Source organism: Halosimplex amylolyticum (assembly GCF_051414035.1).
In the GTDB taxonomy this organism is placed as follows: domain Archaea; phylum Halobacteriota; class Halobacteria; order Halobacteriales; family Haloarculaceae; genus Halosimplex; species Halosimplex amylolyticum.
In genome coordinates this window covers 265,636-286,463 of the sequence record NZ_JBLKNW010000004.1, presented here as the reverse complement: position 1 = coordinate 286,463, position 20,828 = coordinate 265,636, and the positions used below count along the sequence as shown (strand labels likewise).

The following is a 20,828-nucleotide window of genomic DNA, read 5'->3' as shown; positions in this document are numbered from 1 at the left end:
GGCAGCTCCCCCGACAGCTTCCTGTTCTGATCGTCCTCACCGAGACTGTCTCACCGCTCGTCCACCGTCTCCGATCAGAGCGAGAATTATAAATTAAATATAATACTATTGTATCAGAGGAAAGCCGCAACGCTGTCGAGAGAGACCGATCACGAGGTCGACTGGAAAACCCGCCGGTCTCGTGATGAGGGGTGCCCACGCTCGAGCGACGGTCGCAGTCATCCGTCGGCGAGTCCGAGTCGCGCCGCGGAGGTCGTCCCGGCCCGGCCCAGTCCGGCCCCGTATCCGGTTGCAGGGGTCGTACGGGTCGGACGAATGGGGTGCCACGAACTGCGCCGGACAGCCAGGTAGCGCGACGAGTAGCGTCCGGTTACTCCAGCAAGGAACCGACCGAATCTGACCCTCGTCCGTCAGCACGGGCACTTTTTCCGTACAGAGCCGGTACCGTGGATAGACCGTCGTCATGGAATCCGAGTCCCCTCCGAAACTCCACAAAGCGCCACGCACAGACGTCTCTCAGGACCAGGGCACGTTCCGTATCCACTTCAACTTCCCCGGCCGGAACCACCCGGATCACGACGACCACGGCTACGGGCCGCTGGCGACCGTCGTCGAGTCGTTCATGGACCCGGACACGCTCATCTCGATGCACCCCCACCAGAACGAGGAGATCGTCTCGTGGGTCCCCGCGGGCGTCATGCGCCACGACGACCGCCAGGGGAACGAGCTGGTCACCGATCCCGAACACCTGCTGGTGATGAACGCGGGCAGCGGTTTCTGGCACGAGGAGCGCACGCTCGCCGAGGACCCGCCGCTGCGGATGCTCCAGATCTTCGTCCGCCCGCACAGTCTCGACCTCGAACCGGGTATCCAGCACGGGCCTCTCGACGAACCGGTCGCGAACGAGTGGCGGCACGTCTTCGGGGCAGACGGATCGGACGCGCCCTTTACCGTGCGCAACGACGTCGACTGTTACGACGCGCGGCTCGACGGGGGAGCCAGCGTCGCCCTCCCCGCGATTTCGGGGCGGGACACGTACTTCTACGTCTTCGAGGGAGCGGTCGAGGCCGCCGGTACGTACTTCGACGAGGCAGAGAGCGGGCTGCTCGTCGACCCGGACGACCTGACGGTGACCGCGCGTGAAGACTCGGTGCTCGTCGCCTTCTGCATCGATCCCGACGCGCCGGTCACGCGGCAAGGGACCATCGGCCGGTAGGAGGGGTTGCTCAGTCGGTAGACCGCGCAAGCAGTGGGACCGGAGGGTCCCCGACGACGGAGAGATCTGACTGTCCGGTGCACACGTTCGAACGAACCGCTATTGGTGGAGCGGCCCGACCTCCCGGTGATGGCCCGACTCGAACGACTCAGGGTGTTTCCGGTAAAGGGGTTAGACGGAATCGACGTCGAAGCGGCGGCGATCCTCGACGGAGGGACGCTCCGTCACGATCGGGAGTTCGCGCTGTTCGACGCCGACGGGGAGGTCCTCAACGGCAAGCGGACCGACCGGGTCCACGACCTGGCGACCGAATTCGACCCGGGGTCGGGCCGCCTCGCGGTCGAGACGCCCGACGGCGAGACGCGGGAGTTCGACCTCGACGCGGAGCGCGAACCAGCAGCGGCGTGGTTCGGCGACTTCTTCGACGCGGACCTCGAACTCCGGCGCGACGACTCGCTGGGCTACGTCGACCGACGGGAGATGGGCCCCTCGGTCGTCAGCACGGCGACGCTGGAGACGGTCGCCTCGTGGTACGACGGGATGACCGTCGACGGCGCGCGCCGGCGACTCCGTGCGAACGTCGAGATCTCGGGCGTGCCGGCGTTCTGGGAGGACCGATTCGTCGGGGTCGACGCACCGGCGTTCGAGGTGGACGACGTTCGATTCGAGGGCGTCACGCCCTGCGGCCGTTGCGTCGTCCCGCAACGCGACCCCGACACCGGCGAGCCGACCCCCGAGTTCCGCGAGCGATTCGTCCAGAAGCGCGAGGAGACGTTCCCCGAGTGGGCCGACCGGGACGCGTTCGACCACTACTACACGCTGATGGTCATCGGCAGGGTCCCGGAGGGCGACCGGGGTGGGACGCTCCGCGTCGGCGACGAGGTCGCTGTCGTCGAGTGATCGGCGGTCGCGAAAGGGTCCACGGCCGCGGCCACACGGAACGTTATGAATCTGGGACGAGTGGGTCCGTACATGATAGACGGTGTCCAGACGCGGGAGCTACAGGTCAACGCCGACGAGCGCGGGCACCTGGTCGAGGTGTTCAGGGAGGACTGGGAGGAGTACGACCCCGAACCGGCGATGAGCTACTACTCGCTGAGCTACCCGGGCGTCGTCCGCGCGTGGCACCGCCACACTCGCGGCCAGGTCGACCACTTCGTCTGCCCCAGCGGGCGCATTAAGGTCGGCGTTTACGACGACCGCGAGGACTCGCCGACCCAGGGGGAACTTGACACGTTCGTCATCGGCGAGCACGACCAGCGGATGGTCCGCATCCCGGGGGCGTGCTGGCACGGGTTCAAGGTCGTCGGCGACGAACAGGCGATGCTGATCAACTTCCCGACGAACCTCTACGACTACGAGGACCCCGACGAACAGCGACTGCCCCCGGACACCGACGAGATCCCGCTGGACTGGGACGAGATGCCCCACTGAGCAGCGTAGTAGCTGTAATCGACAACTGGTCGATGGCGATGCTCGCCAGCGAAACGACTATCGGTAACACGTGAGTATTACCAGCGTATGTCCGAAGCGACCACGGGTGGTGACGGCGAAGACGATATCGTCTCGGTAAACTTCAAACTAACCGAGTCGTTCCTCGAGGAGATCGACGACACGTGGCAAGGGCGTGGCTTCAACAGCCGGAGCGAGTTCATCCGCTACACGCTCCGGGACGCCGTCGAGTTCCCGACGTTCGACCGCGACGAACTCGTCGCGCTCCTCGAAGCCGAGGAGGACGTCCGCGAGGGACTGACGATGGGCGCGGACGAAGCGCGCGAACAGTTCGGTACGGATGAGTGACGACGGGTGGGTCTGGGAACTCTCCTCGAAGGCACAGGACGATTCTCCGCGCTTTCGCCGGCTGAACAGGACCGCGTTATCGAGAAACTCGACGACATCGTCGACTCCCCGTGGCGCGATCCACCCGATTACGGAGAGCCGCTCCAAAACAGCCCATACAAGAAGATACGTGTCGGAGGATTCCGCTTGTCCGTGACCTTTCGACGGAACGACCAGCGTCTGGTCGTCGCCCGAATCAAGCGGCGCGACGGCGCGTACACTGCCGACGACGACTGAGCGGTCAGATCCGTCACCTGGAATCGAAACCTGCCTCGTCTTCGTCGCTGTCTTCGAACGAATGGTACCCTAAATCACAGGTGTCGATAAGCGGCGACTAACTGAGTGATCGCGATACAATCGCGGGACCATGAAGGGACTCATCCTCGCGGGCGGGACGGGTTCGCGGCTCCGCCCGATCACCCACACCGGCCCCAAGCAACTCATCCCGGTCGCGAACAAGCCGGTCCTGGAGTACGCGGTCGAGGACCTCCGCGCGGCCGGGATCACCGACGTCGGCGTCGTCCTCGGCCACAAGGGCCGCGAGGCCATCCAGTCGTTCCTCGGCGACGGGTCGGCCTACGGGGTCGACGTCACGTACATCGTCCAGGGGAACCCGCTCGGGCTGGCGCACGCGGCGGGCTGTGCCCGGGAGTTCGTCGGCGACGACGACTTCGTGATGTACCTCGGCGACAACCTCCTGAACCGGGGCGTCGGCGAACTCGTCGAGCACTTCGAGTCGGGCGACTACGCCGCGGCGATCGCCCTGCAGCACGTCGACGACCCAGGGGCGTTCGGCATCGCCGAGGTGGACGAGGCGGGCGACGTGCGCCGGCTGGTCGAGAAGCCCGACGACCCGCCGAGCGATCTGGCGCTCATCGGCATCTACGTGTTCTCGCCCGCGGTCTTCGACGCCATCGAGGAACTGGAGCCGTCCTGGCGGGGGGAACTCGAGATCACCGACGCCATCCAGTCGCTGCTCGACGACGGGCTGGCGATCAGCTCCCACGTCGTCGAGGGCTGGTGGAAAGACACCGGCAAGCCCGGGGACGTCCTCGAGGCCAACCGACTCGTCCTCGAAGACCTGGATCCGGCAGACGACGGAACCGTCGAAGACGGCGCGGAGACGACAGGTCGAATCGACATGCACGAGGGCGCCGTGGTCGAGTCCGGAGCGGTCGTCAGGGGTCCGGTCTCGCTCGGAGCGGGCGTCGCCGTAGAGGAGGGGGCGTACGTCGGCCCCTACACCTCCGTCGGCGCGGGGTCGACGGTCGCCAGCACGCACGTCGAGAACAGCGTGATCATCGGCGACGCGGATATCGACGCCTCCGGTCGGATCGTCGACAGCCTCGTCGGGAGCGGTGCCACGATCACGAGCGCCGACGAGGTGCTCCCCGACGGCCAGCGCCTCGTCGTCGGCGAGAACTCCGACATCAAGCTCTGACCATGCGCGTCATCACCCTCACCTGTCCGGACTGCGGGACGATCGTCTCGGCGAACGAACTCGAGAGCGCTCGCGTCACGAAGTGTCCGGGGCTCGACTGCGAGGCAGTCCTCCGGTTCACGGACCTCCCCGAGAGCGAGCGCCGGCACTTCCTCGACAACCGCGAACAGTATCGGCTGTAGTCCAGACGTGGTGCCCGCCCGATCGACCACCGCGACCACCCGGGAACCGGTCGTCTGGTGTGTCAATGCGACGATCTTTCCGGCGTCGGCCCAACAGGCTTAATTAACAGTAGGTCATTGTATCAGATGACGCTTCGTCTTGGAGGGCCGAAGCGTCAGCGGGGACCAATTCAGAGCGACACACGGCCGCTTTTCGGCCGTGGTCCGCTCTGTTCGCTAACTCGTATCGCGGAGTCACATCTCCCGGCGTCAGTCGCGACGTTTCTGCGGAAGTCGAACCGCTTCAGGTGAGCGTGTAGTCCGCTTCGTCCAGCGCCTCGTGGACGGCCGCTTCGTGATCGGCTTCGATCTCGGGCGATCGCAGACCAGTCTCGTCGTCCGGGTCCTCCCGGAACACGTACGAGACCGCGTCGAACTCCCCGTCCGGCGTCTCGCCGTGGAGTTCGACGATCACGTCCCGCCGGTAGTCGAACACCCGCACGTTCTCGACGTCGAGGGGCCGCGTGGACTGGTCCAGGCTCATCGTTCACGTCGACGTACGGGACCGACAGGCATACGCCCCCTCCCAAAACAGCAAGGGTCGGAGCCGCGCCGCTCGCCCGTGACGAACTTCTTCGTTCGTGACCGCCGCGACGGCCGCCGTCGGCAGCGGATAGATGCTCGCTTCGGGCACCCTCAGCTCGAGTCGGCGAGCGAAGACGGGGCGCACCGGAATAGGACGATCGAACGGGGGCGAGCAACGAGCGCTTCGAACACGGGCGAGCAGCGAGCGCTTCGAACACGGGCGAGCAGCGAGCGGTTCGAACGAGCGCGGGCCGCCGGACCGGCGTTTGCGCGCAGCGGTATTAACCGGATCTGGCCCGATTCCTCCGCTATGCCATCGAACGGACCCAGTGGACCGGACGGGCGCCTCGAACCGGAGGGACACCAGTGAGTCTCCTCGGACGCATCTCGTTCACGATCGAGTCGTGGCTGAACGCGCTCCTGAATCGCACGTCGGACCCGGCAGCGGAACTCGACTACTCCTACGAGCGGTTGCGCGACGAACTCCAGGAGATCAACCGGGGCATCGCGAGCATCACGACCCAGAAGAAGCGGCTGGAGATGCACCGCGAGCGCCTGCAGGCGGCCGCCGAGAAGCACGACGAGCAGGTCCGGGAGGCGGTCCGACAGGACCGCGACGACCTGGCGCGGCGCGCACTCGAGAAGAAACACGCGACGGTCGACCAGGTGGCCGATCTCGAGGAACAGATCGAGCGCCTCCAGGCGACTCAGGACCGCCTGACCGAGCGGCAGGTCACGCTCCGCGGTCGCATCGAGGGGTTCCGGACGCACAAGGAGACGCTGAAAGCCCGCCACGAGGCGGCGCGAGCGTCGGCGCGCGTCGCCGAGGCGTTCACGGGCGTCGGCGGCGAGATGGAGGACGTGAGCCGCGCGATCGAACGGGCGACCGACCGGACCGAGCAGATGGAAGCCCGGGCGTCCGCGCTCGAAGAACTCGAAGCGAGCGGCGCTCTCGACGACGTGCTCGCCGAGGGCGACGAGATCGACCGCGAACTCGAACGCCGCTCGACCGAGCAGCGCATCGACCGGGAACTCGAGGAGATGAAGACGCGAGTCGGCCGGGAGACGCGGGACGGGACCGACGTCGAACTCGAACAGGAGCCCGCGGGGAGCGGGACCGACTGACTCCCCGGGGGCCGGCGCTCAGGACGCGATCACGAGCGAGTAGCCGAAGAGACCGACGCCGACGACGGCGAACGCGGCCGCGCCCCGGCCGCCGAACCCGGCGGGCCACTCGCCGGACAGCGAGTGCAGTACGGGCGAGCGGAGAGCGGCGACGACCAGCAGCGCTCCCGTGTTCAGCGCCGACCAGAACGTCTCGACAGTCGGATCCGATTCCGTCCGGTCCGGGCCCGCACCGGGCGCCGCGCTTCGTCGTTCGGACACGTGTCCGTTTGGGGGCGCGGACCCAAGCGCACGCTGCGTGATGACTGAAGGAGTTTACGTGACGGCGAGCACTGCGAGCGCGCTGGCTCGGCCCCGTCAGTCCGCGCGCCGGTCGAGCGAGAGCGCATCGTCGATGGCGGCGAGGTCTTCGTCGGTCGTGGGCTGCGGGCGATCGAGCGCAGCCTCGACCGCCGACACGTCGAGGCAGGTGTGAGGCGGCCGCGTCGCCTCGCGGTCGACGTCGCCCATCGACCCTTCCTCGACGAGCGTCGGATCGGCGTCCAGCCGGTCGGCGAGCAGGCGGCCGAACTCGTGGGGAGTCAGACACGACCGGCTGGCGACGTGGACGGTCCCCGACTCCCCGGCGTCGGCGAGGTCGAGGAGGGTCGCGGCCGCCTGCCCGGCGCGACTCGGGGTGACGTGCTGGTCGGTGAACAGCGGGACGGACTCGCCCGCGGCGAGTTTGCCGCGGACCCAGGCCGGGAACCCAGTCGGTTCGCCCGTGAACCCGTGGGTCCCGTAGACGAACGAGAGGCGGGCGACCAGCGAGTCGGCGTCGAGATTGCGCACGGCGCGCTCGCCGGCCAGTTTCGACTCGCCGTACACCTGGAGCGGGTTCGCCTCGCCCGACTCGTCGTAGGGCGTCTGGTCGCGCCCGTCGAACACGTAGTCGGTCGAGACGTGGACGAACCGGATCCCCCGGTCGGCGCAGGCCGACGCGAGGTCGCCGGGCGCCTCGCCGTTGACGGCGTGCGCCCGCTCGGGGTCGGCCTCGCAGCCGTCGACGTCCGTCATCGCGGCGCAGTTGACGACGAGGTCGGGCGCGCGCTCGTCGAGCAGCGCGGCCGCGCGGTCGGCGTCGCGAATGTCCAGCCGGGAGCACTCCACCGGTGCGCGCTCGGGCGACGACCGGACCGTCCCGTGGGCCTCCCAGCCGCGGTCGAGCGCGGCGGTGACGACGTTGCTCCCGAGCTGCCCGTTCGCGCCGAGGACCAGCGTTCGCATGCGCCCACCCACGCAGCGGAAACACAAATATGCGGTCGACTCGTTGACTGAACCGTGCGAACGCTCGTCACCGGCGGTGCGGGATTCATCGGCTCGAACTACGTCGACCACCTGCTCGAACGCACCGACGACGAGGTGGTCACGCTCGACGCGCTGACCTACGCGGGCTCGAAGGACAACCTCGCCGGCGCGCTCGGGGACGACCGCCACGAGTTCGTCGAGGGCGACGTCCGCGACGACGACCTGGTGGCCGACCTGGTCGCGGACGTCGACGCCGTGGTGCACTTCGCGGCGGAGTCGCACGTCGACCGGTCGATCGACGGCGCGGCGCCGTTCGTCGAGACGAACGTCGACGGGACGCGCGCGCTCCTCGACGCGGCCCGCGACGCCGACCTCGACCGGTTCCTGCAGGTCTCGACCGACGAGGTGTACGGCCAGACCGTCGACGGGGCGTTCGCCGAGACCGACCCGCTCGACCCGCGCAACCCCTACGCCGCGACCAAGGCCGGCGCCGACCACCTCGCGCTGAGCTACGAGCGGACCTACGGGCTTCCCGTCGTCGTCACCCGTTCGTCGAACAACTTCGGCCCGCGCCAGCACGAAGAGAAGCTCGTCCCGAAGTTCCTCACACGGGCGGCGGCGGGCGAGTCGCTCCCCCTGTACGGCGACGGCTCGAACGTCCGGGAGTGGACCTACGTCGCCGACAACTGCCGGGCGATCGACCTGGCGCTCCGGGAGGGAGTCGCGGGCGAGGTGTACAACGTCGGCAGCGGCGACGAGCGGACGAACCTCGACGTGACGGAAGCGATCCTGGACCAAGTGGGCGCGTCGCGGGACCTCGTGGAATTCGTCGAGGACCGGCCGGGCCACGACCAGCGCTACGCCCTGGAGACGGCGAAGATCAGGGACCTCGGCTGGGAACCCGAGTACGCCTTCGAGGAGGGCCTGGAGCGGACGGTCGAGTACTACCTCGGCGACTGAACTGCGACCTCCGCGCTCGCCCGGGACCGCCTCGATGTGAACCCAGCGGTCGACGGCACAGTCCGACCGGCCGCCGGCGCAGCCCGCACCCTAGCTGACACAGCCAATCGGACGCCGGAGCGGTCCACTTCGAAGCCGCCGCGGTCCGGCCGTTAACGCCGGCTTACCGACGCGACGGCGGGTATATCGCCGTCATGACTTTCCGGGCCTCCGCCGAACGCCACTCCATGCGCCCAGTGGCCGGAGGGCTCGTCGGGAGAGCGCGGCGGTGCCTCCGCGACGACTTCGAGTCGGACCCGTACCTCCCGTACATCCTCGGGCTGGCGACGGTCCTCGCGGGCTTCTGGTTCTGGCACCGCGTCCCCAACTTCGCCACCCGGGACGAGCGCTGGCGAATCGTCGACCCGATGTCCTTCGTCGGGACCTTCGCCGCCGATCCAGGGATCGAGTCGGCGCTCGCGGGGATGCAACAGGGGCGGGCGTTCGGTGCGACGTTCTACCTGTTCGGGCTGGCCCTCTTGCCGGTCTTCGTCGTCGCCTTCCTCACCGGGCAGATCGACGCGTTCGTACAGCTGCCGGAGCACGCCTCGGTCGACCTGTGGGCCCACTGGCAGCGCACGCCGGCGTGGATCTGGACGTGGAGCGTCCTGCTCGGTCGACTCGTCGTCGTCGCCCTGGCGGTCGGGTGCGTCTACGTCACCTACCGGATCGGGACGGCGATGCGCGACCGGGCGGCCGGCCGGCTCGCCGCGCTGTTGCTCTCGTTCACCTGGGGCTTTCTCGTCCTGGCTCACGAGGTCGGCGAGGACGTGCCGGCGCTGTTTTTCTTCCTGCTCGTGGTGTACTTCTGCATCCGGTACGCCGAGACCGGGGACGCTGCCCTGTTCCTCGCCGCCAGCCTGGCCGGCGGGATCGCCATCGCGCTGAAACTCACGACCGTCGTCTGCGTGCTGGTTATCGCCAGTGCGTTCGTCCTCCGCGTGGGGAACGCCGGCGACGACTGGCGAGCGGCGCTCTTCCGCCCGCGGATGCTCGCGGTCGGTGCTGCGCTCGGCGCGGGGGCGATATACCTGGGGTTCCCGACCGTGGTCGCCGGCGGGCTGGAACCGCTCGTCGCTCGCATCCAGCGGGGGACCACGGGCAAGACCGACCCGCACGGCTGGCGGGTCGCTCCCACTTGGTGGTGGGTCCTGCGCGGGTACCTCAACGGCATGGGACTGCCACTGTTCGTCGCTTCGGTAGGCGGCCTCCTCGCGAGCGTCCCCCGGACGCTCCGGCGGTCGGCGGAGGCCGACGGCGTCGCGCTGGCGCTGATCGTTCTCGCGGGCTACACCCGCCTCTACGCGGACTGGGCGTACGTCCGCACGCATCACCTGCTCCCGACGATCCCGCTGCTCGTCGTCGTGCTCGCCGTCGCGCTGATGCGGCTCTACGACTACCGGCGGAACCTGGGAGGGCCGATCATTGCCGCTCTTCTGGTGACGAGCGCGCTGTACGCCGGGGTGGGCGACCTCGGCTACGCCTCGCAGTCACGCGACCGGGCGACCGGCTGGCTCGACGCGAACGCGGCGCCGAACGCGACCGTCGAGACGTACCCGAACGACCCCCAGGAGGCCGCGGTGCCCCACTGGATGACCGTCTACCGACCGACCAACCGCGAGGCGACGCCCGGCGGGGCGAAGGAGTCGGGGATGGAGTGGCTATTCGCCATCGAGGAGCGCTGCCCCGACTACGTCCAGTTGCACTACTACGAGAGCATCCTCGTACTGGCGCCCGACGACTGGAGCGAGCGGGCGCGCGGGCTCTCCGGCGAGCGACGCGAACGGTTCCTCCGGACCCTGCTCGCCGGGGACACCTACCCCTACCGCGTCGCGGCGACGTTCGGGCGTCGGCCGGCGTTCCTGGATACCCAGTCGCGGCCCGGGAGGCTGCGGGGACTCGTCGAAGTCGGGCTCAGACCGCGGATGCACCAGTACGGGGATCCACAGGACGTGGGCGTCGACCAGTACACCGTGATCCTCGAACGGGACGGGCAGTGCGGGACGTCGGGCTGAGCGACCGTCTCGTCGGGGGATCGCTCGGGCGGACCCGGCGTTCCTCACGCGTTCGTCTCCCGGCCGAATTTCGGCGAACTGTGGCCGCTTGCGTCGCTAATCGGGGCTTGAGTGTGCAAGATGGTTCGTTAACCACCGTTCGCCCCATCGATCGGACGAGGAGGTCCGAGAATGTCACCGCCTGTCCGTCGCTGGGTTCGACCCGGAACAGCACCGCCCTCCGCGACCGGGCTGCGCCCCGGACGGACCGCCCGCTCACAGACCGGAGTCGCACTGCCCAGGCACGCGGGGGCATCCGGGCGGGAGAGACCCAACGTCCGGATCGCGAACTGGTCGACTACCGTCCCAGGCGGTCGACCGGTCCCGGAGCGGAGGTGGGACGGATGACGAGCGCGCGGACGCGCCCCACGTTCTCGCTCGTCTTCCTGACGTGGGACCCGGGCGAGGCGATCGTGGGGGCGATCGACTCCGTGCGCCGGCAGGCGTTCGACGACTACGAGGTCGTCGTCGTCGACAACGACAGCGACGACGGGACGCCCGAACGCGTGCGGGAAGCCTACCCGGACGACGCGCCCGTCCGCGTCCTCGAGAACGACGAAAACCGCGGGTTCAGCCGCGGGATCAACCGCGGGATCCGCGAGAGCCGCGGCGAGTACATCTGCTGTTACAACCACGACACGCTGTTCCCGCGGGGGTACCTGCGGACGCTCGCCGACCGCGTCACGCCGGAGGCGGTGTGGACGACGGCCCGGCGCAACTACCGCGTCGACCCCGAGCGGACCTACGTGCGGCTCCTGTCGCCGTATCGCTTCACGATCCCGTACGTCGTCGACCCGCTGTCCGGGACGGCGGACGTGAACTACATCCCGGGGGACGGAGCGATCATCCCGCGAGCGATTTACCGGGACGAACTCGACGGGGAGGTGTTCGACCCGTCGATGCCGATCCGCGGCGAGGACGTGGACCTCTCGCTCAGGCTGGCCGACCGCGGCGTTCCCATGCGGGCCGTCCTGGACACCCACTCGATCCACCCGGACAAGGGCGAGATCTACGCCCCGTCGGTGGAGAACTTCAGGACGCTGCTCCGGACGATCGCGGCCCGGATCGCCGCCCACAGCAACAACTCGGTGTCGGCCACGGCGGTCGCGCTCTCGGCGGTGAGTCTGGTAACCCAGCCGCTGCAGGTCTACTGCGCCCCGTACCCGCGCTCGGAAGCGGACTTGCTCGAAGCGACGACCATCCGCCGGCACGAGGTGCCCGGCTCGCAGCCCAAATCGCCCCCGCCGGAGGTGCACTGACGTGGCGCGGATCGACGGCTCGCGGTACACCGACGCGAGTGGGATCGACGGCTCGCGGTGCACCGACGCGGGCGCGATCGACCGCTCGCGGCCGACCACTTTTCGGGCCGGCACTCCACGGTCTGGACATGGGGGGCAGTAACCTGTTTCACCGTTCGCTACGGCGGAGCGGCGCGCTCGACCTGATCCACGGCGGCATCGACCGCTACAACGAGGTGCGGGGGTCGGAGGGGTACGAGCCGCCGACGGACCTGCCCGAGTTCCGGGCCGTCCAGCGCCGTGCCCGGCGGTATACCGATACCAGCGACCACCTCCAGCGGCTGTTCGTCGAGGCGCTGCAGGCCGATCCAGACACCGTCGTCGAACTCGGCGTCAGGGGCGGCGAGTCGACGTTCGTCTTCGAGCGGGTCGCCTGCCTCGCCGAGGCGGACCTCGTCAGCGTCGACGTCGACCCGACGGCCTACGACGGCGACTACGACCGCTGGCAGTTCGTCCAGTCCGACGACGTCGCGTTCGCGGAGCGATTCGAGGCGTGGAGCGACGACCACGGCGTCGACCCGGCCATCGACGTGCTGTTCGTCGACACGAGCCACGAGTACGAACACACCGTCGCGGAGATCGACGCGTGGTTCCCCCACCTCGCCGACGACGCGGTCGTGCTGTTCCACGACACGAACATGCAGCGCGTCTACCGGCGCCAGAACGGGACGGTCGGGCTCTCGCGGCGCGCCGACCGGGGTGTCATCCAGGCGCTGGAGACGTACTTCTCCTGCGCGTTCGACGAGACGGAGGCGTTCGTCACCGTCAGGGACGGGTTCGTCTTCGAACAGCGCCCGTACTGTAGCGGCCTCGCCGTGCTCCGGAAACTCCCGGGGACCGTCGCCGAGAACTACCCCGACCCGTGACACTGACACCGACCACGGCCGCCGCGGGAGCGTTCGCGGGAACGACGACCGACGGGAGGCGTCCGTGAGCGACTCGGGGCGACGGGCGCGGGCGGTCCGCGCGGTCCAGTACCTCGTCGGCGCGCTCGCGCTCGCGTGGGTCGTCCGCCAGGTCGAGTGGGAGCGCGCGCTGTCGCTGCTGGCCGACGTGTCGGCCGGGACGGCCGTCGCGCTGGTGGCCGTGAGCGCCGTCGGACTGGTCGTGTCCCTGTACATGTGGCACGTCCTGCTCGACAGCGCCGCGCCGACGCGGTTCCGCGACGCCGTCCAGACCGGGCTGGTCGTGCTGTTCGTCAACCAGTTGCTCCCCTCGCGGCTGTCGGGCCGCGCGGTCGCGCCGTTCGTCGCCCACGACCGCACCGGGATGCCCTACGCCGAGGCGATCGCGGTCTCGGGCGTCCACACCGGGCTGTACGCCGTCCTCTACGGCGCCACCGCGCTCGTCGGCGTCGCGATCGGGCTGGGCGCGCTCCCCACCGCGCTCGTCCTCGTGCTCCTGCTGTCGACGGGGCTGTACCTCGCCGCCGGCACGCTGGTGTTGCTCGCCGGCGCGCACATGCGTGCTCTCAATCGGGTGACCGGCGCGATCGACGCCGTCGCTCGACGCGTCCCGGTCGTCGGGGGGCGACTCGGCGGGTTGACCGAGAAGATCCCCGAGTTCACGGCGGACTCGGCGGCCGCGTTCCGCGCGCTGCTCTCCAGCCCGTCTGCGGTCGCCCCGTACGTCGCGGGCTACGTCGTGACGGTGCTGGTGGTGCCCGGCGTGCGCATCTGGTTGCTGTTCGGGAGCCTCGGCGTCAGTTTCGAGCCGCTGGTCGCGCTGCCGCTGTACCTCGTCGCGGCCTACAGCGTGACGCTCCTGCCGCTCACGCCGGGGAGCATCGGCGTCTCCGAGGCGAGCGCGACGGCGGTGTTCGTGGCCCTCGGACTGCCGGTCGAGGCCGTCGTTCCGGTGGTGTTCCTCGACCGCCTCCTCGGCTCGTACCTCCCGGCGCTCGCCGGCTGGTACCCCTCCCTGCGGATCGACTTTTCGGACCTCGCGGCGAACGCGCCGACGGGCGAGTGAGTTTCCGCCGGAGGGCGAGTGAGTCCCCGTCGACGCTCCGCCCGCGCCACGCGCCCGGTTGGCTCGCATCCCAACGTTCTTGGCGCTCAGCGCGGTCCGTACGACCGATGACCGATCCGTCCGAGTCCGTGGCCGAGGCCGCCCGCGTCACCGAGCGGGTCCGGGCGATCGAGCCCCACGGGATCCGCGAGATGTTCGAACTCGCCGCCGAACACGACGGCGACCTGGTCCACCTGGAGTTCGGCGAACCGGACTTCGACACGCCCGGCCACGTCGTGGAGGCCGCCCACGAGGCGGCGACTGCCGGCCGGACGAAGTACACCTCCAACGCCGGCATCCGCGAACTCCGGGAGGCCGTCGCGGCGTCTCTCGGTCGCGACGGAGGGCCAGCGCCCGATCCCGCTTCGGAGGTGGCTATCACGACCGGTGGCGTCGAGGCGCTCCACCTGGCGATCCACACGGTCGCCGACCCCGGCGCGGAGGTCGTCGTCCCCACGCCGGCGTGGCCGAACCCGATCTCGCAGGCGAAACTCTCCGACGCCGTGCCGGTCGAGGTGCCCATGCCTGCCGAGGAGGGGTTCGCCCCCGACGCCGACCGGGTCGTCGACGCCATCGGGCCGGACACCGCGGCCGTCCTGCTGACCTCGCCGTCGAATCCGACCGGACGCGTGTTCTCGCCCGACGCGGTCGAGCGCGTGGTCGCTGCCGCGGCCGACCATGGGGCGTACGTCCTCGCCGACGAGGTGTACCGCGACCTCACCTACGGCGAGCGCCCGCCGCGGACCGCCGCGGTGGCTGACCGACTCGACCGCGAGGAGTGGGTGCTCACGGTCGGGTCGGTCTCGAAGGCCTACGCGATGACCGGCTGGCGCGTCGGGTGGCTCGCCGGGCCGTCGGACGTGCTCTCCCAGGTGACGAAGATTCACGAGAGCACGACCTCTTGCGTCAACACGCCCGCCCAGTACGCGGCCATCGCGGCGCTGACCGGGCCCCAGGAGCCGGTCGCGGAGATGCAGGCGGCGTTCCGCGACCGGCGGGACTACGTCGTCGACCGCATCCGGGGGATTCCCCGGATCTCGGTCACGCGTCCGGAGGGCGCGTTCTACGCGTTCGTCGACGTGAGCGCGCTCGCTGGATCGAGCGAGGACGTCGCGAAGCGCCTCCTCGCGGACCACGGCGTGGTGACCGCCCCCGGTTCGGCCTTCGGAGCGGGCGGCGAGGGCCACCTCCGCCTGAGTTTCGCGAACGGTCGCGACCGGCTCGAACTCGGGCTCGACCGGCTCGAAGCGATGGTCGCGGCCGACGCTGACAGCGACGAATAGGACTCCACAGCCTGCTCTCCGGCCGCTTTCTGGCGTTCCTCGATCAGCGCTCGCGCAGCCGGTCCGCCAGCCGGTGGGCGATCTCGGTCATGCCGTGGTCCATCGGGTGCAGGAGGTCGGTCGAGAGGCCGCCCGGGTCCTGGAGCAGGTCGGGGCCCTCGATCAGGTGGAGGTTGTCGCGGTCGGCGGCCGCGACGGCGTCGCGCAGCTCCTGGCGGTACTCGCTCGGCGTGGCCGGCCACTCGTCCCCGTCGCTGCTATCGGGACACAGATCGGCGAAAAAGGGGTACAGCGTCACCGCGGCGACGGGTTTGTCGGGATGGGCGCCCGCGACGGTGTCGACCAGGTAGCGGACGCGCTCGCCGAACTCGTCGGCGTCGAAGTCGGCGGCGATCATGTTGACCGAGACGGCGAGCACGGCCCAATCCCAGTCGTCACGCCCGGCGACGTAGTCCGCGAGGGCGTTCTCGCAGAAGGCGGACCCGCCGGAGCCGAGGTTCAGGTGGTCGGCACCGAGGTGTCGCGCGGCCTGGTGCCCGTAGGTCACCGGGTAGCGACTCGCGCAGGCGCCCTGGGTGATCGACGTGCCGTAGGTGAGCAGCGTCCCGTCGGGGCGCTCGGCCGGTTCCGGCGGTCGGACGTCGCCCGACACGTCGTGGAGAACGACCGGGTTGCCGAAGAGCACGAGGCGGCCGACCGTCGGGTCGAAGTAGCGGTCGTCGAGGCGGTCGCGGTCGACCGCCGCGACGCGCTCCGGGAGCGACAGTTCGATAGTCGTCGGCTCGGCGCCGAGGGTGACGTGTTCCGCTGGCCGACCCTGGAAGGGGCCCCAGAACGGCGTCGCTTCGCAGGACCCCTCCGGGCAGGACAGCGTGATCTCGGCGGACTCGCCGACGAAGCGGATCTCGACGCCGTCGGGGCGCTCGTACTCCTCCTGCGAGCGGTCGTTGAACGGCTCCGTGACTGCGGGCGGGAGTCGATCCAGCCGGACGCCGTCGTCCGCGGGGAGGGGCTCGGCGACGTTGTGCAACTCGACGTTCTCGCGTGACATACGGCCGCAATCGGAGACCGCCGATATAGGCGTGGCCCTCGCGTCCCGTGCTTCCGGAGTGTCCCCGGACAGCGGGCGAGTTTTCCCGTTCCCGGACGGACGGTTGCGCATGAGCGACGACGGCGACGACCGCGTCGACGGCACCGACGGCATGGCGCTCGCGCTACGTCTCGCCGCGGGGGTCGAGGCGGGCGAGCGCGAAACCGACGCGCTCGCGGTCGTCGACGAGGCGACGGGGGTCGAACCGACCGCGGACGGCGCGTTCGCGTACGCGATCGACCGTGACGAGACCCGACTCGCCGAGGTGGCCGTCCACCCGGACCGGATCCACGTCGAGTTCCTGACTGCCCCCGACCGTGCGGCCGGAGCGGCGGCGGACGCCGACCTGCGCGTCCGGCCAAAGGCGGTTCGGCCCCCGCGGACGCTCGTGTTCGTCGAATCGCCGGACGAGATCGAGGCGGCGCTGGACGTGCTCGACGCCGTGGCCGGGACGCTGGAGTGACTGTCCGCGCGGAACCGCACTCGGTTACTCGCTCTCGGCCGATGCACCCTCTGCCTGCTCTCGGGCGTGTTCGATGCAGAGGATATCGCCGCTCTCGGTGTCGAATGCGAAGGGGTCGCCCGGGCGGATGCGTCGGCCGTCGACGCCGCAGCCGTCGGCGTGCTTGAGGAAGTACCGTCCCTCTTTTCGCCCCGTCTCCAGGCGGCCGGCCTGGACGGCGAACCGGACCAGTCCCTCGCCGATCTGGGTCCGCTCGGGGGAGTCGGCTTCGATTCGGATGACCGGCATCGTGAACTCTGGAACGTCCTACCGGAGCCACCGGAATAAATCGGCGCCCGGCCACTGCAGGGGGCGGTCGCCGTCGCCGATTCCGACGCATCCGGCCATTTAGGGACGTTCCGCCCCAACCCCGACCCATGGGCGTCCGAGACGTGACCGACATCCACGAGGAGTTCGACGGCGAGCGCCTGCCGCCGGGCCAGCGGAAGACCGAGCGGTTCCCCGTCCTCTCGCTGAAAGACACTCCCGACTTCGACCCCGGCGAGTGGGAGTTCACGGTCCACGGTGCCGTCGATGAACCACTGCGCTACTCGTGGGAGGAGTTCCAGGAGCTACCGACCGACACGCAGCGCCAGGACTTCCACTGCGTCACCGGCTGGAGCCGCTTCGACAACGAGTTCCGCGGCGTCACCTTCCCCGAGATCGCCGAGCGAGCGGGCGTCGAGGACGACGCCGTCCACGTCATGTTCGGCGCGATGGACGGCTATACGACCAACCTGCCGCTGGACGAGTGTATGCGTCAGGAGGTGCTGTTCGTGCTCGACCTCGACGGCAACCCGCTCCCCTCGGACCACGGCGGACCGCTCCGCGTGGTCACCCCCCACAAGTACGCGTACAAGGGCGCGAAGTGGGTGGACAGCGTCACCTTCCTCACCGAGGCCGAACGGGGTTACTGGGAGAAACGAGGCTACTCCAACACCGCGAACCCCTGGAACGAGGAACGGTACACGACGCTGTGAGCGAGGGGGGCGAACTACTTTGCCGCGGGGGACGGTATCGTGGGGCATGACCGACGACGGGCCGGACGACCAGCCGGGGCCGAGCCGCCAGCGGGACGTGTACATGCAGGGGCTGGCCGACGTGACGCCGGACCTGCCGGTCCGCTACGAGGGCCTGGAAGCGGCGGCGCTGGAGGCGCTCGACGACGACGCGGCGGGCTACGTCGCCGGCGGCGCGGGCGGCGAGGAGACGATGACTGCCAACAGGGAGGCGTTCCGGGAGTGGCGCATCGTCCCGCGGATGCTCCGCGACGTGGCCGAGCGCGACCGCTCCGTCGAACTCCTGGGACGGGAACTCTCCGCACCGTTCTTGCTCGCGCCGATCGGCGTGCTGTCGATCGTCCACGCCGACGCCGAGACGGCGGTCGCCGAGGCGGCGGCCGACCTCGACCTGCCGATGGTCCTCAGCACGGCGTCGTCGGTGCGACTGGAGGACGTGGCGGCGACGCTCGACGACGCGGGCGGACGGGGCTGGTTCCAGCTCTACTGGTCGAGCGACCGGGCGATCACGGAGAGCATGGTCGAACGCGCCGAGGAGGCGGACTTCGAAGCGCTGGTCGTGACCGTCGACACGCCGCTTTTGAGCTGGCGCGAGCGGGACATCGCGGACGCCTACCTGCCCTTCCTCGACGGCGAGGGCATCGCGAACTACCTGTCGGACCCCGCCTTCCTCGACCGGCTCGACGCCGACCCCGCGGAGAACGAACTCGCGGCGGTCCGGGAGTTCGTCGATATCTTCGGCGATCCGTCGCTGACCTGGGACGACCTCGCGTGGTTGACGGACCTGACGGACCTGCCGGTGGTGGTGAAGGGGGTCCTCCACCCCGACGACGCGCGGGCGGCGATGGACAGCGGCGCCGACGGCGTCGTCGTCTCCAACCACGGCGGCCGGCAGGTCGATAGGGCGATCCCGGCGCTCGAAGCGCTGCCCGACGTCGTCGACCGCGTCGGCGAGGACGGCGCGGTGCTGTTCGACAGCGGGATCCGCCGGGGGGCGGACGCGCTGGTCGCGCTCGCGCTCGGCGCGGACGCCGTGCTCCTCGGCCGGCCGTACGTCTACGGGCTGGCGCTCGACGGCGCCGACGGCGTGCGCGCCGTCTGCGAGAACGTCCTCGCGGACTTCGACCTGACGCTCGGGCTCGCCGGCCAGCGGTCCGCGGCGGGGCTGGACCGGAGCGTGCTGCGGAAGCGCGAGGGCTGACGCGACGCCGGCGCGGTCGGCCACCTCGGGACGACCTCCCAGCGCGGACGCGTCAGTCCTCGAAGTGCGACCGCGCGACGGAGACCGAGCGGTCGCCGAGCGCGAACGACTCGACGAGTCCGCGGATCAGCCGCGAGCGCGGGACCGCCCATCCGAACGCCGACGCCGACCCGCGGACGAGCCATCCGGGGAGATACTGCCCGTAGTCGAGCCAGAACGCGAGGTTCCGGGCGGCGCGCCGCTGGAGCGCGACGACGTGCTCGACAGTCGGGCGCCGCCGCCGCTCGAACGCGTCGAGGCGCTCGCGCGGGATCGGTTCCGCCCCGTCCGAGAGCGCGCGGACGAGTACGTCGTGGGCGACGACGGCATCCTCGACCGCGAGGGGGTTGCCCTGCGCGCCGATGGGGCTCGCGGTGTGGGCGGCGTCCCCCAGGAGGAGGAGGCCGTCGCGGGTCCACGCGTCCGCGAGGCCCGGCGCCACGTCGAGTAGCGTGGTGTCCTGGAACCCGTCGAGGTGCGCGTCGATCGCGGGGCCGAGCTGCGGATCGACAGCGGCGACCCGATCGCGGAACGCCCGGAATCCCGCGTCGCGGACCGCGCGCCACTCGCCGGTCCGGACCAGGTAGCCGACCTGCAGGTCGCCGCCGCCCAGCCCGAAGTAGACGAGGACGCCGTCGCGGTCGAGCCGGCCCTGGGTGGCGGCGTCGACGGCGCCGCGCGGCAGCTTGAACCAGACGAGGTCGATCGGCGAGTCGAACAGGCCGGCGTCGATGCCCGCGCTCGAACGGACCGTCGAGTACCGGCCGTCGGCGCCGACCACGACGCGGCACTCGAACGCGACCGTCTCCGGCGCGCGGCTCGCGGTTTCACCGCTCGTTCGGTCCGAGGCCTCACTCCGTTCGCCCTCGCGGCTCGCGGTTTCACCGCTCGCTCGGTCCGAGGCCTCACTCCGTTCGCCCTCGTGGCTCGCGGTTTCACCGCTCGCTCGGTCCGAGGCCTCACACCGTTCGCCCTCGCGGCTCGCGGTTTCACCGCTCGCTCGGTCCGCGCCCTCCCGTCGGTCGGGCGCTCGGTCCCGTGCCGTCACCCCCCGGATAACCCCGGACTCGTCCGTCCGGAGGCCGGTGACGGTCGTCGCGGGGTGAAAGGAGAAGTTGTCGTACGCGCCGGCGCGCTCGACGAGGCGTTCGAGCAGCGCGGGCTGTTCCATCATGAGCGCGTAGGGGTAGTCGGTGTCGAGCAGATCGAAGTCGAGGACGGTCACCCGCCGGCCGTAGAGCGAGAACGCGCCGTCGGTGACGGTCTCGTGAGCCAGGTCGAGCACGTCGCCGAGCACGTCCATCTCGTCGAACAGGCGGACGACCCCCGGGTTCCAGCCGAAACCGCGATACTCCCGCTCGAAGGTCGCGGCCCGCTCGACGAGCGCGACGTCGACCCCGCTGCGGGCGAGGAGGTAGGCGAGGACGGCGCCGCCGGGCCCGCACCCCACCACCACGGCGTCGGCCCGCTCGATCCGGTCGGGCATACCGTCCCTACGGTCGCCGGGCACGTAGCGGTACGGGTCGCTGCCGACCGATACCGCCGCGTGAGTTGCCCGTGGGGGGTTCACTCGCCCGGAGACGCAGACTGCTCCGACTGCGACGGGGTCCGGTCGTCGGCCGGCGGGTCGACGAGCGTCGCGCGCTCGTTGACGGCGTCGAAGTCGACCTCGCCATCCG

22 protein-coding genes and 1 pseudogene are annotated in these 20,828 nt (G+C 70.1%); 17 read left to right on the top strand and 6 right to left on the bottom strand.

Going from position 1 to position 20,828, the window contains the following annotated elements; genetic code table 11:
* The first annotated feature begins 463 nt into the window (after window positions 1-463).
* The 7 genes and pseudogenes from ACMGFE_RS18170 to ACMGFE_RS18140 all read left to right on the top strand — a co-directional run bounded on the left by ACMGFE_RS18170 (window position 464) and on the right by ACMGFE_RS18140 (window position 4,678).
* Window positions 464-1,216 carry a pirin family protein gene (locus ACMGFE_RS18170; RefSeq protein ID WP_436926650.1) on the top strand — a complete coding sequence of 251 codons (753 nt, stop codon included), beginning with the start codon at window positions 464-466 and terminating at the stop codon, window positions 1,214-1,216.
* Between the two features lie 129 nt (window positions 1,217-1,345).
* Entirely contained in the window at window positions 1,346-2,116 is a 771-nt protein-coding gene (locus tag ACMGFE_RS18165; RefSeq protein ID WP_436926649.1) for an MOSC domain-containing protein, read from the top strand.
* A gap of 72 nt (window positions 2,117-2,188) precedes the next feature.
* Window positions 2,189-2,650, top strand: a complete 462-nt coding sequence (locus ACMGFE_RS18160) for a dTDP-4-dehydrorhamnose 3,5-epimerase family protein (protein ID WP_436926648.1) — start codon at window positions 2,189-2,191, stop codon at window positions 2,648-2,650.
* An 87-nt stretch (window positions 2,651-2,737) separates the two neighbouring features.
* Entirely contained in the window at window positions 2,738-3,016 is a 279-nt protein-coding gene (locus ACMGFE_RS18155) for a ribbon-helix-helix domain-containing protein (RefSeq protein ID WP_436926647.1), read from the top strand.
* Window positions 3,009-3,292 (top strand): annotated as a pseudogene (locus ACMGFE_RS18150) (type II toxin-antitoxin system RelE family toxin). Before ACMGFE_RS18155 ends, ACMGFE_RS18150 begins: the two are co-directional and overlap by 8 nt.
* 130 nt (window positions 3,293-3,422) lie before the next feature.
* Complete coding sequence (locus ACMGFE_RS18145) at window positions 3,423-4,496, top strand: glucose-1-phosphate thymidylyltransferase (protein ID WP_436926646.1); 1,074 nt, start codon at window positions 3,423-3,425, stop codon at window positions 4,494-4,496.
* 2 nt (window positions 4,497-4,498) lie between these two features.
* Window positions 4,499-4,678, top strand: coding sequence for a hypothetical protein (locus ACMGFE_RS18140; protein ID WP_436926645.1), 180 nt, complete (start codon window positions 4,499-4,501; stop codon window positions 4,676-4,678).
* A 283-nt stretch (window positions 4,679-4,961) separates the two neighbouring features.
* On the opposite strand, the gene ACMGFE_RS18135 is transcribed toward ACMGFE_RS18140, so the two are convergent.
* Window positions 4,962-5,201: a hypothetical protein gene (locus ACMGFE_RS18135; protein WP_436926644.1), complete on the bottom strand. Its 240-nt coding sequence runs from the start codon at window positions 5,199-5,201 to the stop codon at window positions 4,962-4,964.
* Window positions 5,202-5,608: 407 nt separating this feature from the next.
* On the opposite strand from ACMGFE_RS18135, the gene ACMGFE_RS18130 reads away from it, so the two are divergent.
* Entirely contained in the window at window positions 5,609-6,367 is a 759-nt protein-coding gene (locus tag ACMGFE_RS18130) for a PspA/IM30 family protein (RefSeq protein ID WP_436926643.1), read from the top strand.
* A gap of 18 nt (window positions 6,368-6,385) precedes the next feature.
* On the opposite strand, the gene ACMGFE_RS18125 is transcribed toward ACMGFE_RS18130, so the two are convergent.
* Both ACMGFE_RS18125 and ACMGFE_RS18120 read right to left on the bottom strand, forming a co-directional pair.
* The gene (locus ACMGFE_RS18125; RefSeq protein WP_436926642.1) at window positions 6,386-6,628 is read right to left on the bottom strand and encodes a hypothetical protein; all 243 of its coding nucleotides are present in this window, start codon (window positions 6,626-6,628) and stop codon (window positions 6,386-6,388) included.
* Between the two features lie 96 nt (window positions 6,629-6,724).
* Window positions 6,725-7,633: an SDR family oxidoreductase gene (locus ACMGFE_RS18120; protein ID WP_436926641.1), complete on the bottom strand. Its 909-nt coding sequence runs from the start codon at window positions 7,631-7,633 to the stop codon at window positions 6,725-6,727.
* A gap of 54 nt (window positions 7,634-7,687) precedes the next feature.
* On the opposite strand from ACMGFE_RS18120, the gene rfbB reads away from it, so the two are divergent.
* From rfbB to ACMGFE_RS18090, 6 genes are all read left to right on the top strand, one after another.
* Window positions 7,688-8,614, top strand: a complete 927-nt coding sequence (rfbB, locus tag ACMGFE_RS18115; RefSeq protein WP_436926640.1) for a dTDP-glucose 4,6-dehydratase — start codon at window positions 7,688-7,690, stop codon at window positions 8,612-8,614.
* Between the two features lie 227 nt (window positions 8,615-8,841).
* Window positions 8,842-10,668: a glycosyltransferase family 39 protein gene (locus ACMGFE_RS18110; protein WP_436926638.1), complete on the top strand. Its 1,827-nt coding sequence runs from the start codon at window positions 8,842-8,844 to the stop codon at window positions 10,666-10,668.
* Between the two features lie 383 nt (window positions 10,669-11,051).
* Window positions 11,052-11,966, top strand: coding sequence for a glycosyltransferase family 2 protein (locus tag ACMGFE_RS18105; protein ID WP_436926637.1), 915 nt, complete (start codon window positions 11,052-11,054; stop codon window positions 11,964-11,966).
* A 128-nt stretch (window positions 11,967-12,094) separates the two neighbouring features.
* Window positions 12,095-12,871, top strand: coding sequence for a class I SAM-dependent methyltransferase (locus ACMGFE_RS18100; RefSeq protein WP_436926636.1), 777 nt, complete (start codon window positions 12,095-12,097; stop codon window positions 12,869-12,871).
* Window positions 12,872-12,935: 64 nt separating this feature from the next.
* Complete coding sequence (locus tag ACMGFE_RS18095; protein ID WP_436926635.1) at window positions 12,936-13,976, top strand: lysylphosphatidylglycerol synthase transmembrane domain-containing protein; 1,041 nt, start codon at window positions 12,936-12,938, stop codon at window positions 13,974-13,976.
* Window positions 13,977-14,083: 107 nt separating this feature from the next.
* The gene (locus tag ACMGFE_RS18090; RefSeq protein ID WP_436926634.1) at window positions 14,084-15,298 is read left to right on the top strand and encodes a pyridoxal phosphate-dependent aminotransferase; all 1,215 of its coding nucleotides are present in this window, start codon (window positions 14,084-14,086) and stop codon (window positions 15,296-15,298) included.
* 43 nt (window positions 15,299-15,341) lie between these two features.
* On the opposite strand, the gene ACMGFE_RS18085 is transcribed toward ACMGFE_RS18090, so the two are convergent.
* Window positions 15,342-16,349: an SGNH/GDSL hydrolase family protein gene (locus ACMGFE_RS18085; RefSeq protein WP_436926633.1), complete on the bottom strand. Its 1,008-nt coding sequence runs from the start codon at window positions 16,347-16,349 to the stop codon at window positions 15,342-15,344.
* Between the two features lie 109 nt (window positions 16,350-16,458).
* Between ACMGFE_RS18085 and ACMGFE_RS18080 the strand changes: the two genes are divergently transcribed.
* The gene (locus ACMGFE_RS18080) at window positions 16,459-16,851 is read left to right on the top strand and encodes a DUF7993 family protein (RefSeq protein ID WP_436926632.1); all 393 of its coding nucleotides are present in this window, start codon (window positions 16,459-16,461) and stop codon (window positions 16,849-16,851) included.
* Window positions 16,852-16,875: 24 nt separating this feature from the next.
* Here ACMGFE_RS18080 and ACMGFE_RS18075 read toward each other — a convergent pair whose 3' ends face one another.
* On the bottom strand, window positions 16,876-17,139 hold the full coding sequence (locus tag ACMGFE_RS18075; protein ID WP_436926631.1) for a DUF8075 family protein: 264 nt from the start codon (window positions 17,137-17,139) through the stop codon (window positions 16,876-16,878).
* Between the two features lie 128 nt (window positions 17,140-17,267).
* Here ACMGFE_RS18075 and ACMGFE_RS18070 point away from each other — a divergent pair, with 128 nt between their 5' ends.
* Window positions 17,268-17,870 (top strand): sulfite oxidase-like oxidoreductase, encoded by a 603-nt coding sequence (locus tag ACMGFE_RS18070; RefSeq protein WP_436926629.1) that lies wholly within the window; start codon window positions 17,268-17,270, stop codon window positions 17,868-17,870.
* A gap of 46 nt (window positions 17,871-17,916) precedes the next feature.
* Window positions 17,917-19,110 carry an alpha-hydroxy-acid oxidizing protein gene (locus ACMGFE_RS18065; RefSeq protein WP_436926628.1) on the top strand — a complete coding sequence of 398 codons (1,194 nt, stop codon included), beginning with the start codon at window positions 17,917-17,919 and terminating at the stop codon, window positions 19,108-19,110.
* A gap of 52 nt (window positions 19,111-19,162) precedes the next feature.
* Here the strand turns inward: ACMGFE_RS18065 and ACMGFE_RS18060 are convergent, their stop codons facing one another.
* On the bottom strand, window positions 19,163-20,635 hold the full coding sequence (locus tag ACMGFE_RS18060) for an FAD-dependent monooxygenase (RefSeq protein ID WP_436926627.1): 1,473 nt from the start codon (window positions 20,633-20,635) through the stop codon (window positions 19,163-19,165).
* Window positions 20,636-20,828 lie beyond the last annotated feature (193 nt).

Coding starts and splice junctions, on each gene's coding strand:
- ACMGFE_RS18170 (WP_436926650.1), top strand. CDS start 464: ATGGAATCCGAGTCCCCTCCGAAACTCCACAAAGCGCCACGCACAGAC.
- ACMGFE_RS18165 (WP_436926649.1), top strand. CDS start 1,346: ATGGCCCGACTCGAACGACTCAGGGTGTTTCCGGTAAAGGGGTTAGAC.
- ACMGFE_RS18160 (WP_436926648.1), top strand. CDS start 2,189: ATGATAGACGGTGTCCAGACGCGGGAGCTACAGGTCAACGCCGACGAG.
- ACMGFE_RS18155 (WP_436926647.1), top strand. CDS start 2,738: ATGTCCGAAGCGACCACGGGTGGTGACGGCGAAGACGATATCGTCTCG.
- ACMGFE_RS18145 (WP_436926646.1), top strand. CDS start 3,423: ATGAAGGGACTCATCCTCGCGGGCGGGACGGGTTCGCGGCTCCGCCCG.
- ACMGFE_RS18140 (WP_436926645.1), top strand. CDS start 4,499: ATGCGCGTCATCACCCTCACCTGTCCGGACTGCGGGACGATCGTCTCG.
- ACMGFE_RS18135 (WP_436926644.1), bottom strand. CDS start 5,201: ATGAGCCTGGACCAGTCCACGCGGCCCCTCGACGTCGAGAACGTGCGG.
- ACMGFE_RS18120 (WP_436926641.1), bottom strand. CDS start 7,633: ATGCGAACGCTGGTCCTCGGCGCGAACGGGCAGCTCGGGAGCAACGTC.
- ACMGFE_RS18110 (WP_436926638.1), top strand. CDS start 8,842: ATGCGCCCAGTGGCCGGAGGGCTCGTCGGGAGAGCGCGGCGGTGCCTC.
- ACMGFE_RS18105 (WP_436926637.1), top strand. CDS start 11,052: ATGACGAGCGCGCGGACGCGCCCCACGTTCTCGCTCGTCTTCCTGACG.
- ACMGFE_RS18100 (WP_436926636.1), top strand. CDS start 12,095: ATGGGGGGCAGTAACCTGTTTCACCGTTCGCTACGGCGGAGCGGCGCG.
- ACMGFE_RS18090 (WP_436926634.1), top strand. CDS start 14,084: ATGACCGATCCGTCCGAGTCCGTGGCCGAGGCCGCCCGCGTCACCGAG.
- ACMGFE_RS18085 (WP_436926633.1), bottom strand. CDS start 16,349: ATGTCACGCGAGAACGTCGAGTTGCACAACGTCGCCGAGCCCCTCCCC.
- ACMGFE_RS18080 (WP_436926632.1), top strand. CDS start 16,459: ATGAGCGACGACGGCGACGACCGCGTCGACGGCACCGACGGCATGGCG.
- ACMGFE_RS18075 (WP_436926631.1), bottom strand. CDS start 17,139: ATGCCGGTCATCCGAATCGAAGCCGACTCCCCCGAGCGGACCCAGATC.
- ACMGFE_RS18070 (WP_436926629.1), top strand. CDS start 17,268: ATGGGCGTCCGAGACGTGACCGACATCCACGAGGAGTTCGACGGCGAG.
- ACMGFE_RS18065 (WP_436926628.1), top strand. CDS start 17,917: ATGACCGACGACGGGCCGGACGACCAGCCGGGGCCGAGCCGCCAGCGG.
- ACMGFE_RS18060 (WP_436926627.1), bottom strand. CDS start 20,635: ATGCCCGACCGGATCGAGCGGGCCGACGCCGTGGTGGTGGGGTGCGGG.